This window comes from Bacillus cereus group sp. MYBK5-2, assembly GCF_051915685.1.
GTDB lineage: Bacteria > Bacillota > Bacilli > Bacillales > Bacillaceae_G > Bacillus_A > Bacillus_A cereus.
The window spans coordinates 23,554-40,264 of record NZ_JBQAFE010000016.1 but is presented as its reverse complement, the minus strand read 5'-3'; the positions used below and the strand labels follow the sequence as shown (position 1 = coordinate 40,264).

The window sequence follows — 16,711 nt, the reverse complement described above, 5'->3', positions numbered from 1 at the left end:
TCATCTTTTCTATACTTGCGGTTCAGATTCTACTTTCTCAACCTTCTTCTTGTTTTTTCCCTTTTTCAAACGACGGTTTTCAAGCATTAACCAAATTTGAGAGGCAACGAAAACAGAAGAGTACGTACCTACAATTAATCCAACAAGTAACGCAAACGAGAAGTTACGTAGTGACTCACTACCGAAGATAAGCAGTGCAATTACTGGGAATAACACTGTTAATACGGTGTTAATCGAACGACCAAGCGTTTGGCGAATACTTGCATTTACGATTTCTTCTAGATCTTTTATATCGCGCACTCGTTTTTTCTGTTTGTATAATTCACGGTTTCTATCAAATGTAACAATCGAGTCATTAATAGAATAACCGATGATTGTTAGTACTGCAGCAATAAACGTTAAGTCTACCTCTAGTTGGAAAATACTAAACATAACAATCATAACGAATGCGTCATGTAATAATGCAAGTACTGCAGATAACGCATACGTAAAGCGGAAACGAATACTTACGTATAAAATGATAACCGCAGAAGCAATTAATACTGCGATAAATGCATTTCGTGCAATTTCTTTACCGATTGTCGGTGAAACTGTACTTACGTTTGGATCTGTACCATATTTATCGTGGAAGAATGTTTTTGTTTTCGCAATTTCATCTTTTGATAAAACACCTAATGTACGAACTGCGAAACCTTTATTGTCATCTCCAGTCGGTACAATATTTTCTTCCTTCACATCAATGTTCAATTCTTTAAAATCTTTATGAACATCAGACACAGTAACGGCTTGTTTTGATTGCAAGTCGATACGTGTACCACTCGCAAAGTCAATACCAAGGTTCAATTTGAAAATTGGTAAGATAATTGCTCCTGCAATTACAACTACAATCGAGAAAATAAGGAATTTATGACCGATATTTACGAAATTAATACGATCAAATCTCGTTGGCGGATGTACTACACCTTTTGTTAATGGAATAATATCCTTTTGTTTCACACCAAAATACCCTGGTTTTTTATCGAAGTTACGGCTCTTTACAAGTAAACCTAGTAAGAAACGAGTACCGAATACGTTCGTAATGAAACCGACTAAAATACTTACGATTAAACTTGTTGCGAATCCTTTTACAGAGCTATTACCATAAACGAATAACACACCAGCTGCTGCAAGAGTCGTAACGTTTGCATCTAGAATTGTTGCTAAGGAACGATGGTTACCAGCTCGGAATGCCGACATCATTGACTTACCAATTTTCAGCTCTTCTTTCAGTCTCTCGTACGTAATAATATTCGCATCAACTGCGATACCTACTCCGAGCACTAACGCCGCAATACCTGGCAACGTAAGAACTGCATGCATCCAGTTAAAGACAAGTAATGTAACGAAAATGTATAAACCTAACATAATAACCGCTACAAGTCCTGGTAAACGGTAGAATACAAGCATAAATAAGAAGATAAGAGCGATACCAATCGCACTAGCGAAAATCGTTTGCTCTAACGCTTGTTGACCAAATTTCGCTCCAACAGATGTTGAATACATTTCTTTTAAATCAACAGGAAGTGCACCTGCATTTAATAAAGATGAAAGTTGTTTCGCACTTTCAACTGTGAAGTTTCCACCTACGATAGATACTTCAGCTTGGTTAAATACTTGGTTTACTGTTGCTGCTGATAAGAACTTCGGATTCGGTTTTGCAGATTCTGCTTTGTACGAATCTTTTCCTTCTTCAAAATCAAGCCAAATTACCATTAAATTCGTTGGTGGTGGCATTTTTGAAATTTTTTCAGTTACTTCACGGAATTTTTCAGCGCTCTTTAGTGTAAGACCTACGCTCGCACGGCCTTGCTCATCAAATGTTTGCTTCGCTCCGCCGCCTTTTAAATCCGTTCCGTCCATAAGAAGATTATCATCTACATCACGGAATGTTAATTTCGCTTGTGTTGATAACATTTCACGTGCTTTTTGCTGATCTTGTACACCAGCAAGCTGTACACGAATTCGATCTTGCCCTTCGATTTGAATGTTCGGCTCACTTACACCGAGAACATTGACACGATTCTCAAGAGCACCTACTGTACTTACAAGTACGTCTCGATCGATTTTGTCACCTTTTTTGGCTGGTTTTACTTCATACAGAATTTCAAAACCACCGCGAAGGTCTAGTCCTAGACTAATTCCTTTTGCTATGTCTTTTCCTGCCGCACCAATTACTCCACCGATTAATAAAACGATGAGGAAAAAGGCGGCAATTCTCGTACCACGCTTTGCCATATGTACCCTCTTTCCGCTACTAACACTTTAAATAAATCTCTTACGATTCACTTTTACACGTGTGCATACGTCTAGTTAGTAGACTTCCTTTCTATAATTTTGCTAGCTCATCACTAGCTGTGCCGGTACGTTTTCACGATACCTGCACTTTCATTATTTGTTTTCTCTCTTCACTACCTCCTTTATATATGATCTTAGACATAATTATTTCCTGATTATCAATACCTATCATTATACTGCAAAAGGAAGAACAAACCAATTGCAGTCAGTTATTTATTTTCATATTCATCAAATGACCAAAGTGGCGCTTGATATGCTTCAACAGTTAAATATGTCATATATTCATTAGCACTTACTGTTAATACGTCATTAACTAATTCATACAATCTAACATCGCCGTCTATCTTCTTCCACTTTTTTACTTTAAGAAACTTCCAAATGTCATCATCTGTCACTCTGTCGTAGCCGAACATTTGAAACTCTTCTACTTTACTTTCTAAAACGACTTGTAACTGTCCGCGGTATGATTCTACCAAAGCCTCTCTATCTAACATCTATAACATCTCCTTCTTATTTCGCACGAAAAGTCGCTTTTATTCCCGCTCTAATGGACAGCAATAACTACTTTCAAGAGCACTATCATACTTCACTCTCTTAAATGCTTGTCATTCTTGTCTCGTACGTGCATATAAATTATTGTAAATCATTCCATTGATTTTGAGAAGGTAGGAGAAGAACATGACGAGACAAAGCTTTTTAAAAGGCGCATTTATTTTAATGATAGCCGGCTTCATTACAAAAATACTCGGCTTTATCAACCGCATAGTAATGGCACGTATTTTAGGAGAAGAAGGCGTTGGTCTTTATATGATGGCCGTTCCTACATTCATTTTAGCAATTACATTGACACAAATTGGTCTTCCTGTCGCAATCGCAAAATTTGTAGCAGAAGCGGAAGCTGTGAACGATAAACAAAGAGTTAAAAAAATATTAACCGTATCACTAGCTGTTACATCCGTTATTAGTATCATTTTAACAATCGGAATTATGTTCCTCACACCTATTTTAGCAAAAACATTATTAACCGACGAAAGAACGTACTATCCATTAATGGCCATTTTGCCCGTTGTTCCTGTTATTGCTGTTTCTTCTGTTTTGCGTGGTTACTTTCAAGGGAAACAAAACATGAAACCTAGCGCTTATGCGCAAGTTCTAGAACAAGTCGTCCGCATTACCATTATTGCTATATGCATTCAATTATTTTTACCTTACGGCATAGAATACGCTGCAGCCGGCGCTATGTTATCAGCTGTTCTCGGTGAAGTTGCATCGTTATTATTTTTACTCACGTTATTTCAGCGAGAAAAACATTTATCAATACGCTCTGGATTTTTCACTACTGTAAAGGAAAGCAAAGGGACATTTTATTCTCTGATGGATATTGCCCTTCCAACTACAGGAAGTCGTTTAATCGGCTCCGTTTCATATTTTTTTGAACCTATTGTCGTTATGCAAAGCTTAGCAATCGCTGGTGTCGCTGCTTCTGTTGCAACCCAGCAATACGGTATATTAAACGGTTATGCATTCCCGCTCCTATCACTACCCGCCTTTATTACATACGCTCTCTCTACAGCGCTCGTCCCTTCTATTAGTGAAGCAATGGCAAAAAGACAACATAAATTAGTGGAGCACCGTTTACAACAAGCACTTCGAATTTCATTAATTACCGGCGGATGGTCTGTCGTTATATTATACGTATTCGCTTCTCCTGTTTTAACTCTTATGTATGGATCAGACAGCGCAACAGCATTCATTCAACTTCTTGCGCCTTGCTTTTTATTTCATTATTTCCAAAGTCCACTTACCTCTGTTTTGCAAGCTTTAAACTTAGCAAGAGCTGCAATGATGAATACATTTATTGGTGCCATCGTGAAATTAATCGTTATTTTTGTACTAGCATCAAGGCCAGAATTTCAAATGATGGGGGTTGCTCTCGCTATTGCTGCAAATATTGTAACAGTAACATTTCTTCACTACGCTACTGTTTTAAAAAAGATTACATTTACCATTTACGCAAAAGACTATATTTTCGGTGGACTCGCCATCGGTATCGCGGGCGCCTTCGGTTTTTATCTTCATAAATATATTATTTTCTCTCATGCCCTTGGCATACAAACATTATGGGAAATCACTTTAACAACAATTGTTTATATCGTACTTCTCTTCACTTTCAAACTCATTCGAAAAGAAGAGTTAAGTCGTCTCCCTATCATTCGTAAACTTTCATTTTTGAAATAAGTTGAAACTTTAATCAGTGGGGTAATCTCCACTGATTATTAGTTAAACTAATCATTCTTACTCTTTCAAAGGATAAATCTCTAATCTTCTTTTACATCAACAAAAAATTTTCCGTTTTGAAAACTACAGTATAAAATTTGTGTTACATCGTTATAACCTAAGTTTTTTAATTTCTCAATAAGCCATGCATCTGTATGTTCAATCATTTGTAAATGACTAGATTGAATTTCTCCATCAATAATAAGAGGAAGCGTAAACTGCAATGTATCTTGTTTATTTTTTTGTTTTTGAAAGACAGATAACTTCCCAGACGGTTCCAAAATAGCATATTCTACATCCCGAATATCTCCAACTCCTTGTTCCCTTAATTGCATCATTAAATCATCTATATTATAACGTTGCTTTCTCATCTTCTTTTCATCAATCTTTCCCGCGTTTACAAGAATAGCCGGCTCACCTTCTATTAAATGCCGAAAGCGTTGATACTTTAGGGAAATGACTGACAAAATAATTTGGATGCACATAAGAAAAGTCATCGGAACTAATTGATGCCAAAGTGATTTATCGGTATTTTCAATTGCCACTACAGCCATTTCTCCAAGCATAATAAATACGACTAAATCTAATACACTTAGCTCTCCTATCTCACGTTTACCCATAAGACGAAAAATAATTAAGATGATGATATACAAAAGCATTGTCCGTCCAATTATTGATATCCATTCCATTTCTACATCTCCTTTTTTACGTATAGACTCCCCTATAAAAAAGAAACTAGTCTAACTTAGACAAAAGGAAAATATGCTTGTATTAAAAAGGGGGAATGCATAAATGGATGGAACGAAAAAATTATCAACTGCAATTGGCTTCGGTATTGTTACACTACTAATTCTCGCATCTATTACTAGCATGATTATGGCTCTTTTATTAAAGTTTACGAATATAAACGAAGGGACATTAACCGTTACTATTTTTATACTCGCTCTTTTATCTATGCTTATGTCTGGATTTACTGCCGGCAAAAAGGCTCAAGGAAAAGGTTGGCTAGTAGGTCTCACAACAGGTCTCACGTTCACTATACTCGTTTTTCTAGTTAACTATTTAGGCTTTTCTCAAACTTTATCGAACTCACAATTACTTTATCAATTAGCATTAATGGGGGCGAGTACACTCGGTGGTATTTTCGGTGTAAATATGTCAAAGCAAAGTAACTAAAAAAGGCCCTGCACATTTCATGCAGGGCCTTCCACATTAGTTTTTCACAACTTCACGAATCGCATTGCGATCGAAAGTTAAGTGTGAACCACCAGATTTAATAACGATTTTTGTCTCATCTACTGATTCAATTGTACCGTGTAAACCACCGATTGTTACGATAGCATCACCTTTTGCTAACTCACTTTGCATTTGAGCAACTGCTTTTTGACGTTTTTGTTGCGGGCGAATTAATAAGAAATAGAAAATCGCAAACATCGCAACGATCATAACGATATTCATCATACCTGCATTCATCTTTTGTTCCTCCTTTTAAATTATGTATTAGAAGTTTTTAGCATTCGGTTTATTAAAGCCATACTGTTCAAAGAACTCTTCGCGGAAATCGCCAAGACGGTCTTCACGAATAGCTTGTCTCACCTGCTCCATTAAGTTTAACAGAAAATGAAGGTTGTGATAAGACGTTAAACGAATTCCGAACGTTTCATCACATTTCATTAAGTGACGAATGTACGCACGTGAGTAGTTTTTACATGTGTAGCAATCACAGTTTGGATCAAGCGGACCGAAGTCTCTTGCGAATTTCGCATTTTTTACAACAAGGCGACCTTCACTTGTCATACATGTACCATTTCGAGCGATACGAGTTGGAAGTACACAGTCAAACATATCAATACCACGAATTGCGCCATCGATTAACGAGTCAGGAGAACCTACACCCATTAAGTAACGAGGCTTATTATCTGGAAGAAGTGGTGTTGTAAACTCAAGAACACGGTTCATAATATCTTTCGGTTCACCAACAGATAAACCACCTACAGCGTAACCAGGGAAGTCCATTGAAACAAGATCTTTCGCACTTTGACGACGAAGCTCTTCGTACTCCCCGCCCTGTACAATACCGAATAAACCTTGATCTTGCGGACGTTCATGCGCTTTTAAGCAACGTTCTGCCCAGCGGCTCGTACGCTCTACAGATTTCTTCATATATTCAAAAGTAGCTGGGAATGGTGGACACTCATCAAATGCCATCATAATATCTGAACCTAATGCATTTTGGATTTCCATCGCTTTTTCTGGTGATAAGAATAATTTATCTCCATTTAAGTGATTACGGAAGTGAACGCCTTCCTCTTCAATACGACGGAAGTCACTTAAACTGAATACTTGGAAACCACCAGAGTCTGTTAAGATTGCACGATCCCAGTTCATAAATTTATGCAAGCCGCCTGCTTCACGAATAATTTCATGACCTGGACGTAGCCATAAATGATACGTATTACTTAAAATAATGCCAGAATCCATTGCTTTTAATTCTTCTGGTGACATTGTCTTAACTGTTGCAAGTGTACCAACTGGCATAAATGTTGGTGTATCAAATGAACCGTGCGGCGTATGCACACGACCTAAACGGGCACCCGTTTGTTTACATGTCTTAATAAATTCATAACGAATTGCTGTCATAACTTACTCCTTTTATTTGTTTCTCATTTTAGCGTGAGATGCAACGAACATTGCATCACCGAAGCTAAAGAAACGATATTTTTCTTTTACTGCTTCATTATAAGCATGAAGTACATTATCTCTATTTGCAAATGCACTTACAAGCATAATTAATGTTGATTTCGGTAAATGGAAGTTTGTAATTAAACCATCAATTGCTTTAAATTCATATCCCGGATACATGAAAATATCTGTCCATCCAGAAGCGGCACAAAGCTTACCTTCATGATCTGTTGCAATTGTTTCTAACGTACGAGTTGATGTCGTACCTACAGTAATAATACGTCCACCATTCTCTTTCACACGATTTAATAATGCCGCTGTCTCTTCAGACATATGATAATATTCTGCGTGCATATGGTGTTCTTCAATCGTGTCTGCAGAAACTGGTCTAAATGTTCCAAGTCCTACGTGAAGTGTAATGAATGCTAACTGAACGCCTTTTTGCTTTAACTTCTCAAGTAACTCTTCTGTAAAGTGAAGTCCCGCAGTCGGCGCTGCTGCTGAACCGATTTCTTTCGCATATACTGTTTGATAGCGATCGCGATCTTCTAGCGTCTCTTTAATATATGGAGGAAGTGGCATTTCCCCAAGTTCATCTAAAATTTCATAGAAGATGCCGTCATATGAAAATTCAAGCTGACGTCCACCTTGATCTGCAGTTCCTGTGCAAGTTGCTTTTAATTTCCCTTCGCCAAAAGAGATAACAGTTCCTTCTTTTACACGTTTCGCTGGCTTTACAAGCGTTTCCCACTTATCACCTTCTTCTTGTTTTAAAAGAAGTACTTCAATGTGCGCGTCTGTATCTTCTTTCACACCGTGCAAACGAGCAGGCATAACTTTCGTTTCATTTAAAACTAAGCAATCCCCCTCATGTAAGTAAGAAAGAATATCCGTAAAATGTTTATGCTCAATATCACCTGTTTCACGGTCTAACACCATTAATCTTGATGTTTCACGCTCTTCTAACGGGACTTGTGCAATAAGTTCTTCTGGTAAATGAAAATCAAACAGATTTATATCCATAGCTATATCCACCTATTTCTTATTTAAATCGATTTATTATATACATAATAAAAGATAATACAATACTTAACACAATACATGTAATGATAGGAAAATAAAAGGTAACGTTTCCTTTTTTCACAAAAATATCGCCTGGAAGCCTTCCAATGAACTTCCAAGCTAATCCAACAACGATGAGTAAGATCCCGGCTGTAATAAGCAGCTTTGGCATCTCCGTCATACTTTTGGTATCTCCATTCCGAAATGTTCATACGCAAGCGGCGTTACAATTCGGCCCCTTGGCGTTCGTTGTAAAAAACCAATTTGTAATAAATACGGCTCATACACATCTTCAATCGTATGAGATTCTTCTCCAATTGTTGCTGAAACCGTTTCTAATCCAACTGGACCGCCACGGAATTTCTCAATAATACCAAGCAGTAATTTATGATCAATATGATCTAGACCTAATTTATCTACTTGCAGTAGCTCTAATGCCATTTGTGTAATTTCCATCGTAACCGTTCCGTTACCACGAACTTGCGCGAAATCACGTACACGTCTTAAAAGACGATTCGCAATACGAGGTGTACCACGAGCACGTCTTGCAATTTCTAATGCAGCTAACGAATCGATTTCAACTTCAAATACTTCTGCTGTACGTTCAACAATCGCAGAAAGCTGATCTACTGTGTAGTACTCTAACCTTGAAAGTACACCGAAGCGGTCACGAAGCGGTGCCGATAATGCTCCAGCACGTGTTGTTGCTCCAACTAATGTAAATGGCGGTAAATCTAGGCGTACAGAACGTGCTGAAGGCCCTTTTCCAATTACAATATCAAGGCAAAAGTCTTCCATCGCAGGATACAATACTTCTTCAATTGATCTATGCAAACGATGAATTTCATCAATAAATAATACATCCCCTGGCTGAAGCGCTGTTAATACAGCAGCTAAATCTCCTGGTCTTTCAATTGCGGGACCTGAAGTTGTTCTAACATTAACGCCCATCTCATTGGCAATAATATTCGCAAGCGTCGTTTTACCAAGACCTGGTGGTCCATATAAAAGCACGTGATCTAACGTTTCTTCACGCATTTTCGCCGCTTCAATAAATACTTCTAAATTATGTTTTGCTTTATCTTGGCCAATATACTGACGGAGCGTCTGTGGCCGTAATGAATATTCTAAATCCGCATCTTCATATGCAGATTCCCCTGAAAGGAGACGTTCGTCCATTATACTCACCTCTTACCATTTAGTAAAAGACTAAGTGCCTTTTTAATATACTGATCCGTCGTTAATGATTCTTTTAATAACTCTGGTACAACACGAGAAACTTCGCGTTCTGCGTATCCAAGTGCGCGCAGAGCTTCCAGTGCCTCATCAAGCTCAGCTGATGAACCTTTCTTCTCATCAAAACGTTCTGTGTCTGAGAATAAATCAACAAATGCATCTGGTACGACATCTGCTAGTTTTCCTTTTAAATCTAAAATCATTTGGCGTGCTGTTTTCTTTCCGACGCCTGGGAATTTCACTAAAAACTTCTCATCTTCATGCTCAATCGCTTGAACGACCTGTCCTGTTTGACCAGAAGCTAAAATTGCAAGAGCTCCTTTTGGCCCAATGCCAGACACGCCTAACAACTTTGTAAATAATAAACGCTCTTCACGTGTTTTAAACCCGTAAAGTGCCATAATATCTTCTCTTACATAATGATATGTATAGACACGGATTTCTTGCTTACTTCTTTGAAATACATACGGATTCGGTGTGAAAATTTGATAACCAATTCCATTATGATCAATTACGACATATTCCGGCCCTACATACTCCACGTAACCTGTAACATATTCAAACAAAATACGATCTCTCCCTCTTAAATCATGTATTCCATTTTAACATATTTAATGATAGAAAAGCGAGACTACCCCAACAAATGTTCTCCACTTGAAACTTCTGTTATTTTCCATTGACAGAAAGGTTAAAGCACCTTAATATACAGAAGTCGATAATGATTATCAATACTAATTAAAGGGGTTACATCAGGATGAAACGTAAGCTATTTATTTTATTTACTATTATGCTCGTTGTTCTTTCTATCGTTGGCTGTTCTTCTCAAAAAGAAGAATCGAAGGCAAAAGAACAACCGAAAACAAAAGTTGTAAAACATGCTAAAGGTGAAGCTACAATTCCAGTAAATCCAAAGAGAATTGTTGACTTATCTGGATCAACAGAAGAACTATTACTTCTTGGACACAAACCTGTTGGTACAGCAAATACATATAAAGATAAAATCCAAAATCACTTAACAGACAAGTTAGATGGAGTAAAAGCAGTAGGTTGGTACTGGGCACCTAAAGTTGATTTAGAAGCTGTTACTGCTTTAAAACCAGACTTAATTATTTTAAACAACCGTCAATTAAAAATTTATGATCAACTAGAAAAGGTTGCACCTACAGTTGTTCTAGAAACAAACTTAGAAGACTGGCGTGGTAAGTTTAAAGAAGTAGGTAAGCTATTTGACGAAGAGAAGAAAGCAGACAAATGGATTGCAGACTACGATAAGAAAGCAGACTCTTTATCTAAAAAAATTAAAGAGAAAACAAAAGATGAGAACTTTATGTTCGTTGCAGTTACACCACAAAACTTCCGTGTATACGGTAGCTTCGGATACGGTGACATCATCTTTAATGACTTAAAACTTCCAGCAACAAAAGGTACGGATTTAAAACAAACGATGGCGCAAGTATCACTAGAAGGTCTAGTTGCATTCCAGCCTGACCAAATGTTTATTGTAAACTTCGGCGGCGAAGCTGATAAAGTTTACGAAGACTACAAAAACAGTGCCGTTTGGAAAGACAATAAAGCAGTTAAAAATAATCACGTATATGAAGTATCAAATGAAGTCTTCAATACGAAAGCATTCAATCCAATCGGAAAAGATATGCTAATTGATGAAATCGCAAAAGAAATTTTAGCTAAAAACAAATAAGAAAAAAGCAGCTCACCATGAGCTGCTTTTTTTCTTACTTTGAACTGCGTATTGCTTCATTTTTTCAATCGTCTTCACAAAACCTTCTTTTGATTTAATACGAATGCCACGTTTCAATTTCGCACGTTCATAGCTCTCAAGCTTTTTCATATCAATTTGAAAGAAAGAATGGATCGCATTATCACTTTTCGGTACACCTTTGAAAATTTGTAATATCCCTTCCTCTGAAACACCAAAATACCCGCTCGTTTTCAATAACGGAGAAATATCATCAACTTTCTTTTGCAATACAATTTGTACATCATCACGATCAACGAGCTGCCATTCTTTATACTGCTGTAAAAACTTTTCTAAATCCGTCACTTTTTCTGTAAGTATTTCTTCGCTTACTTCGCCATCAACATACATACGCTCTAATAAAATTGTAACCTCAGGTTCTTTTTTCGTTACTTCTGGTACTGGCCCTTCCGCCTTCACATTCGTTCCATAAACGAAACAAAACATCATAACGAAAGCTTGCATCGCAATCAGTATCCATTTCATTTCCGTTCACCTCTTTTAGGCAAGATCATACTTTCATTAGTAGTTTTTCCGGAAATGGGGGTTTTATCCATATTACATTTCTTTCGAAAAATAAAAAATGCAGATAAGGGTTTACCTCATCTGCATGTATCATTTACTTTTATATAAAATGAAAGACGCCTGCAAAGCAGGCGTCTTGATGCGTTTACGGCGAGAGACCAGGCGACCACATTCGCGTGTTTAGCACTTAAGCATATCTCTCGTCTTACGTAAATTAGCTCATCGCTTTGCTAATATAACATTAATAAAGTATAAGTGCAACATGTTTATAAAAATATTTTATTTCCTCTTTCATCCAAATTATTTTATGTAAATTATAAATTGATAATTGCAATATATATGTTACAATTAATGTGACAGCGAAATCATAATAAGCAGGGGATGAATATTATGAAAAAAATAAAGGATGAACGCCTCATTCTTCAAATGTTAAAAAACATACGTATTGTCTTTCTTTTTCAATACATTGGCGTAGTTGGAATTTTAGGCTATATCGGATTCACTGAAGGCATTGATCAAATTACGAAATCTCCATTGTGGCTATTATTTATGTTTACAAGTATTTTACTTGCTTATTTACAGTTAAGTGTTTCAATCGATGTAGAAGAAGGCGAAAAGGAAATACAGTTAACTCCTTATTACAAACTTGTCTTCCGCTCCCTTATTGTAGGAATCGTTATGGCTATTATTTATATTATTTTCAGTCCAGAAAGACCACTGTTTGAAACTATTTTAACAGGTAGTATTCTTTTCATATGCTTTTTAGTTTCTTACTCCGTTAGTTATTTTATTAAAAAACGTCGTTTACAAGACAACGATGAATAAAGAGGAAGGGCTCACCCTTCCTCTTTTGTTTTGTTATCGCACTGTACCAGTTAAACCGTAACGAATGTCTCGGAACATATTCACTATGTCACGATTAAAATCGTTTGTAACTGTACCGTTACGTAGACGCGTACTCATTGCATCGACACGAGTAAACATATCATTTCTTACAGAAACATATACGTTTCTGTTTCCAACTTCATTTGCAACAGCTTGACGAATTTCGTTAGCCATCGCCGTTTCATTTGTCACTGTGTTACGTGGTTTTACCGCAATCGCTACATCGTTTCCATATACAACTGTAGACACACGGTCTACGTTATTCATACGTTTCACACGATTTGTTATTCTTTCAGCTGTTTTACCATCATTGTTAATGTATGAATTGTTCATTGTAATATTACGAGTTGGATGCGGATTAGCAATTTGTCCATTGTAATTTACATCTCGATAATAATTGTATCCTGTATCGTTACGACCATTTCTATATGTTACATAATCTGTATAACGATCATTACGCGTCACATTATCACGATACTGGTGTGTATCATTATAAGATGTACGCTCGTAATTGTAGTTACGTCCATCCATTGCATTGTTTTTTGGTGTACCACATGCAGCTAATGCACTAGTAACTAACAAAGAAGCAGCAATCACTTTTACTTTCGTATTCAATACAAAAACCCCCTCTGTTAGAATGAGCTTCTCTACTGAAAAGCTCCCTCTTATGATGAGTAACAGAGAAGGTTTTTACACTGTTAATATTTCACTGGGAATTTTCTAGCACTTCATAAAAAAACTTCATTTTCTTAATTAACAGGAATGTAAAAAAGGCGGGAATACTCCCGCCTTTTTAAACTTCTTCTTCGTCCTCTTCTTCTGAAACGGGCTCTCCAAATACATTTGGTGGATCTGGTTGATAATACATCGTTCCTGGCTGTGGTGCATATGCAGACTGAGTTGGTTGATAATATAAAGGATTCGCATATTGCGGACCGCCTGGTTGTGGACTATATAGTCTACTTTCTCCTCCGCATCCACAATCTTCCTCACCCTGCACAAGCGGCGGCATATTATTATTATCCATTGGCATCATATTCGGATTTGGCATAGACGTATATTGCGGTCCAAACGGCGCTCCTTGCTGATATGGCATTTGATATGGATTTTGTTGTTGATAATACGGATTCGGCGGCATCATGGGCTGTTGATACGGCATTTGATACGGCATCATATTGGGTGGTTGATTGTTATCCATAATTGGCATCATATTCGGCATTTGATTGTTATCCATAATTGGCATTATATTCGGCATTTGGTTGTTATCCATAATTGGCATTATATTCGGCGGTTGGTTGTTATCCATAATCGGCATCATATTCGGCATTTGATTATTATCCATAATTGGCATCATATTCGGCATTTGATTGTTATCCATAATTGGCATCATATTCGGCATTTGATTGTTATCCATAATTGGCATTATATTCGGCATTTGATTGTTATCCATAATTGGCATTATATTCGGCATTTGATTGTTATCCATGATTGGCATTATATTCGGTGGCTGGTTGTTATCCATGATTGGCATTTGAATATTTGGCGGTATGACTTGTGGAATAACTACATTTTCTTTCGATACATTTGGCGATACTATATTCCCTACGTTTTCTTTCTTCACTTGTGGTGACACTATATTCCCTACATTTTCTTTTTTCACTTGCGGTGACACTATATTCCCTACATTTTCTTTTTTCACTTGCGGTGACACTATATTTCCTACATTTTCTTTCTTCACTTGTGGCGATATTATATTCCCTACATTTTCTTTCTTCACTTGCGGCGACACTATATTCCCTACATTTTCTTTCTTCACTTGCGGCGATACTATATTTCCTACATTTTCTTTCTTCACTTGTGGCGATACTATATTGTTTTTTTTCGTTTGCGGAGAAATGATATTGTTAGGTTTCATTTTACTAATTTGAGGAGCAATTAACTCGCTTCCTTTTTTTATTACATCTGAAATTTTATATTCTTTTTTCGGTTTTATTGGTGGTTGTGGCGGCTGCGGTAATACATTTACCGAAAACTTCGTGTTTTCTTTTTCCGCCGGTTTTTGTTTTTCTATCACAGGTGGTTTTTGAATAACAGACGGTTTTTCAACTGGTTTTTCTTTTTGAATTGGCTGTTCTTTTTGCACTTCTTTTTGCGGTTTCACCTGTACTTCTTTTTGTGGCTTTACCTGCATCTCCTTCTGTGGTTTCACCTGTACTTCTTTTTGCGGCTTTACCTGCATCTCCTTTTGCGGTTTTACTTGCACTTCTTTTTGTGTTTGTTGCATAGCTGGCTGCTGTGTAATTGGTGCTGATTGATACGTAACTTCTTCTTCATCTTCTATTCCAAGCGGAGTTGGTGTTGCTGCAAATTCTTTTTGCTGCACTTCTTTTACGTATTGCTTTGGAGGCGCTGAACCTGCTCCAGCCTGTTGTTTCATGTGAACACTCTTGGATGGCACTTTAATTTTCATACCTGGCATAATTAAATCTGGATTACTAAGTTGTGTATTTGTTTTTTTCAACGTGTCAAAATCCACTCCGTACTTTTTCGCAATTTTCCAAAGGGTATCCCCTTTTTGCACGATATGAATTTTCAAATTTTCCCCCTCCTGTATAACTTATCTATAAGTAACAAATCTCATGAAGTAACTCTTTCTAAATAACATTAACTTCTTTTCACTTTTATCACTTCTTCGATTTTCAATATCATTCGAAGCGGAATAAGCATAAAGAACCACAATGATTTCTTCAAAACAATGTATGCCCATTTCGTTCTCGTTATGATTATATGTATGAAAAAAAGCAACAGGAATACCGTTGCTTTACACACGCTCTAACATACGATTTAATGCAAGAACCGCTTCTGCCGTTACTTGTTTGTCTACGCTAATAACGTTAATTTCTTCTCCTCTTTCTATCGTTTCAAGTGTCCATAATAAGTGAGGCAGATCAATTCGGTTCATCGTTAAGCACGGACACATAAATGGATTAAGTGAAACAATTTCTTTATCTGGATGTTGCTGAATAATTCGGTTCACTAAATTCATTTCTGTACCAATCGCCCATTTGCTACCAGATGGCGCTGATTCAATCATATCAATAATATATTTCGTTGAGCCTGCATAATCTGAAGCAGCTACAACTTCATAGCAACATTCTGGATGTACAATAATATTCATATCAGAATGATTTTTTCGTACGCTCTCAATGTTCTTCACTGTAAAATTTTGATGAACAGAACAATGCCCTTTCCATAAAATTACTTGAATTTCTTCTATATCCCCATCGTACTCTAATGAATCTGTGTGCGGGTCCCATACTGCCATTTTATCTAACGGGATACCTAAATCGTACGCTGTATTTCTCCCTAAATGTTGGTCTGGTAAAAAGACAAGACGTTCTTTTTGAGTAAACGCCCAAGATACCATTTGCTTTGCATTAGAAGATGTTACTGTTGCTCCTCCATTACGACCACAAAACGCTTTAATTGCAGCTGTAGAGTTCACATATGTTAACGGAATCATCGTATCTCCAAATAATTTCGTGAGCTCTTTCCATGCTCTTTCTGTTTGTTCAATATCTGCCATATCCGCCATCGAACAACCTGCACGCATATCTGGTAAGATGACAACTTGATCATCTGTCGTTAACATATCTGCTGTTTCCGCCATAAAGTGCACCCCGCAAAAAACAATATATTTTGCGTCTTTATTGCTCGCTGCAACTTGCGCAAGCTGAAGTGAATCCCCTGCTGCATCTGAAAATTGTACCACTTCATCTTTTTGATAATGATGCCCTGGAATGAATAACATTTTCCCCATTTTCTCTTTAATTTCACGAACACGCTTTTCCATATCTTCCGTTGACATCGTGTAATAACGCTCTGGTAACATCGTTTCAATTGGCTGTACTTGTTCTAAAATACTCATATACGTTTCTCCCCTCTAAGCCACTT

16 protein-coding genes and 1 pseudogene are annotated in these 16,711 nt (G+C 37.0%); 4 read left to right on the top strand and 13 right to left on the bottom strand.

Annotated features, from left to right (window positions below; all coding sequences use genetic code 11):
* Positions 1-9: 9 nt before the first annotated feature.
* Together secDF and ACTFP3_RS28610 are read right to left on the bottom strand one after the other, a co-directional pair.
* On the bottom strand, positions 10-2,274 hold the full coding sequence (gene secDF / locus ACTFP3_RS28615; RefSeq protein ID WP_322370205.1) for a protein translocase subunit SecDF: 2,265 nt from the start codon (positions 2,272-2,274) through the stop codon (positions 10-12).
* Positions 2,275-2,543: 269 nt separating this feature from the next.
* Entirely contained in the window at positions 2,544-2,828 is a 285-nt protein-coding gene (locus ACTFP3_RS28610) for a post-transcriptional regulator (RefSeq protein WP_000886976.1), read from the bottom strand.
* A gap of 184 nt (positions 2,829-3,012) precedes the next feature.
* Here ACTFP3_RS28610 and spoVB point away from each other — a divergent pair, with 184 nt between their 5' ends.
* Positions 3,013-4,572 carry a stage V sporulation protein B gene (spoVB, locus tag ACTFP3_RS28605; RefSeq protein ID WP_000198300.1) on the top strand — a complete coding sequence of 520 codons (1,560 nt, stop codon included), beginning with the start codon at positions 3,013-3,015 and terminating at the stop codon, positions 4,570-4,572.
* A gap of 80 nt (positions 4,573-4,652) precedes the next feature.
* On the opposite strand, the gene ACTFP3_RS28600 is transcribed toward spoVB, so the two are convergent.
* Positions 4,653-5,300, bottom strand: a complete 648-nt coding sequence (locus ACTFP3_RS28600; protein ID WP_000454817.1) for a DUF421 domain-containing protein — start codon at positions 5,298-5,300, stop codon at positions 4,653-4,655.
* 103 nt (positions 5,301-5,403) lie between these two features.
* Here ACTFP3_RS28600 and ACTFP3_RS28595 point away from each other — a divergent pair, with 103 nt between their 5' ends.
* Positions 5,404-5,787, top strand: coding sequence for a TIGR04086 family membrane protein (locus ACTFP3_RS28595; RefSeq protein ID WP_000349150.1), 384 nt, complete (start codon positions 5,404-5,406; stop codon positions 5,785-5,787).
* A gap of 36 nt (positions 5,788-5,823) precedes the next feature.
* Here ACTFP3_RS28595 and yajC read toward each other — a convergent pair whose 3' ends face one another.
* Genes yajC through ruvA form a run of 6 tightly spaced genes read right to left on the bottom strand, consistent with a single transcriptional unit; the run spans position 5,824 to position 10,157 of the window.
* On the bottom strand, positions 5,824-6,084 hold the full coding sequence (gene yajC, locus ACTFP3_RS28590) for a preprotein translocase subunit YajC (protein WP_000991115.1): 261 nt from the start codon (positions 6,082-6,084) through the stop codon (positions 5,824-5,826).
* A gap of 27 nt (positions 6,085-6,111) precedes the next feature.
* Positions 6,112-7,251, bottom strand: a complete 1,140-nt coding sequence (gene tgt / locus ACTFP3_RS28585; RefSeq protein WP_000125365.1) for a tRNA guanosine(34) transglycosylase Tgt — start codon at positions 7,249-7,251, stop codon at positions 6,112-6,114.
* A gap of 12 nt (positions 7,252-7,263) precedes the next feature.
* Positions 7,264-8,316, bottom strand: a complete 1,053-nt coding sequence (queA, locus tag ACTFP3_RS28580; protein WP_326035937.1) for a tRNA preQ1(34) S-adenosylmethionine ribosyltransferase-isomerase QueA — start codon at positions 8,314-8,316, stop codon at positions 7,264-7,266.
* 19 nt (positions 8,317-8,335) lie between these two features.
* Positions 8,336-8,536 (bottom strand): DUF2905 domain-containing protein, encoded by a 201-nt coding sequence (locus tag ACTFP3_RS28575; protein WP_000138162.1) that lies wholly within the window; start codon positions 8,534-8,536, stop codon positions 8,336-8,338.
* Positions 8,533-9,534, bottom strand: coding sequence for a Holliday junction branch migration DNA helicase RuvB (ruvB, locus tag ACTFP3_RS28570; RefSeq protein ID WP_000344449.1), 1,002 nt, complete (start codon positions 9,532-9,534; stop codon positions 8,533-8,535). Before ruvB ends, ACTFP3_RS28575 begins: the two co-directional genes overlap by 4 nt.
* Before the next feature lie 5 nt (positions 9,535-9,539).
* Positions 9,540-10,157, bottom strand: coding sequence for a Holliday junction DNA helicase RuvA (ruvA, locus tag ACTFP3_RS28565; protein WP_000464511.1), 618 nt, complete (start codon positions 10,155-10,157; stop codon positions 9,540-9,542).
* Positions 10,158-10,345: 188 nt separating this feature from the next.
* On the opposite strand from ruvA, the gene ACTFP3_RS28560 reads away from it, so the two are divergent.
* The gene (locus ACTFP3_RS28560) at positions 10,346-11,290 is read left to right on the top strand and encodes an iron-hydroxamate ABC transporter substrate-binding protein (protein ID WP_000823606.1); all 945 of its coding nucleotides are present in this window, start codon (positions 10,346-10,348) and stop codon (positions 11,288-11,290) included.
* Positions 11,291-11,302: 12 nt separating this feature from the next.
* On the opposite strand, the gene ACTFP3_RS28555 is transcribed toward ACTFP3_RS28560, so the two are convergent.
* Entirely contained in the window at positions 11,303-11,833 is a 531-nt protein-coding gene (locus ACTFP3_RS28555; protein WP_000871192.1) for a BofC C-terminal domain-containing protein, read from the bottom strand.
* Positions 11,834-12,262: 429 nt separating this feature from the next.
* On the opposite strand from ACTFP3_RS28555, the gene ACTFP3_RS28550 reads away from it, so the two are divergent.
* Positions 12,263-12,697, top strand: a complete 435-nt coding sequence (locus ACTFP3_RS28550; protein WP_113304279.1) for a branched-chain amino acid ABC transporter substrate-binding protein — start codon at positions 12,263-12,265, stop codon at positions 12,695-12,697.
* A gap of 33 nt (positions 12,698-12,730) precedes the next feature.
* Here ACTFP3_RS28550 and ACTFP3_RS28545 read toward each other — a convergent pair whose 3' ends face one another.
* From ACTFP3_RS28545 to nadA, 3 genes and pseudogenes are all read right to left on the bottom strand, one after another.
* A complete protein-coding gene (locus ACTFP3_RS28545; protein ID WP_001093542.1) occupies positions 12,731-13,372 on the bottom strand; it encodes a YhcN/YlaJ family sporulation lipoprotein in 642 nt (213 codons plus the stop codon).
* 1,824 nt (positions 13,373-15,196) lie between these two features.
* Positions 15,197-15,353 (bottom strand): annotated as a pseudogene (gene safA, locus ACTFP3_RS28540) (SafA/ExsA family spore coat assembly protein); the annotation flags it as partial.
* 225 nt (positions 15,354-15,578) lie between these two features.
* Positions 15,579-16,685 (bottom strand): quinolinate synthase NadA, encoded by a 1,107-nt coding sequence (gene nadA / locus ACTFP3_RS28535; protein WP_000025339.1) that lies wholly within the window; start codon positions 16,683-16,685, stop codon positions 15,579-15,581.
* Positions 16,686-16,711: the final 26 nt, after the last annotated feature.

Bases quoted from the DNA above. Each gene is read 5' to 3' on its own strand.
- ACTFP3_RS28600 (WP_000454817.1), bottom strand. From the start codon at position 5,300: ATGGAATGGATATCAATAATTGGACGGACAATGCTTTTGTATATCATC.
- secDF (WP_322370205.1), bottom strand. From the start codon at position 2,274: ATGGCAAAGCGTGGTACGAGAATTGCCGCCTTTTTCCTCATCGTTTTA.
- tgt (WP_000125365.1), bottom strand. From the start codon at position 7,251: ATGACAGCAATTCGTTATGAATTTATTAAGACATGTAAACAAACGGGT.
- ACTFP3_RS28555 (WP_000871192.1), bottom strand. From the start codon at position 11,833: ATGAAATGGATACTGATTGCGATGCAAGCTTTCGTTATGATGTTTTGT.
- spoVB (WP_000198300.1), top strand. From the start codon at position 3,013: ATGACGAGACAAAGCTTTTTAAAAGGCGCATTTATTTTAATGATAGCC.
- ACTFP3_RS28610 (WP_000886976.1), bottom strand. From the start codon at position 2,828: ATGTTAGATAGAGAGGCTTTGGTAGAATCATACCGCGGACAGTTACAA.
- ACTFP3_RS28550 (WP_113304279.1), top strand. From the start codon at position 12,263: ATGAAAAAAATAAAGGATGAACGCCTCATTCTTCAAATGTTAAAAAAC.
- yajC (WP_000991115.1), bottom strand. From the start codon at position 6,084: ATGAATGCAGGTATGATGAATATCGTTATGATCGTTGCGATGTTTGCG.
- ACTFP3_RS28560 (WP_000823606.1), top strand. From the start codon at position 10,346: ATGAAACGTAAGCTATTTATTTTATTTACTATTATGCTCGTTGTTCTT.
- ACTFP3_RS28575 (WP_000138162.1), bottom strand. From the start codon at position 8,536: ATGACGGAGATGCCAAAGCTGCTTATTACAGCCGGGATCTTACTCATC.
- queA (WP_326035937.1), bottom strand. From the start codon at position 8,316: ATGGATATAAATCTGTTTGATTTTCATTTACCAGAAGAACTTATTGCA.
- ACTFP3_RS28595 (WP_000349150.1), top strand. From the start codon at position 5,404: ATGGATGGAACGAAAAAATTATCAACTGCAATTGGCTTCGGTATTGTT.
- nadA (WP_000025339.1), bottom strand. From the start codon at position 16,685: ATGAGTATTTTAGAACAAGTACAGCCAATTGAAACGATGTTACCAGAG.
- ruvB (WP_000344449.1), bottom strand. From the start codon at position 9,534: ATGGACGAACGTCTCCTTTCAGGGGAATCTGCATATGAAGATGCGGAT.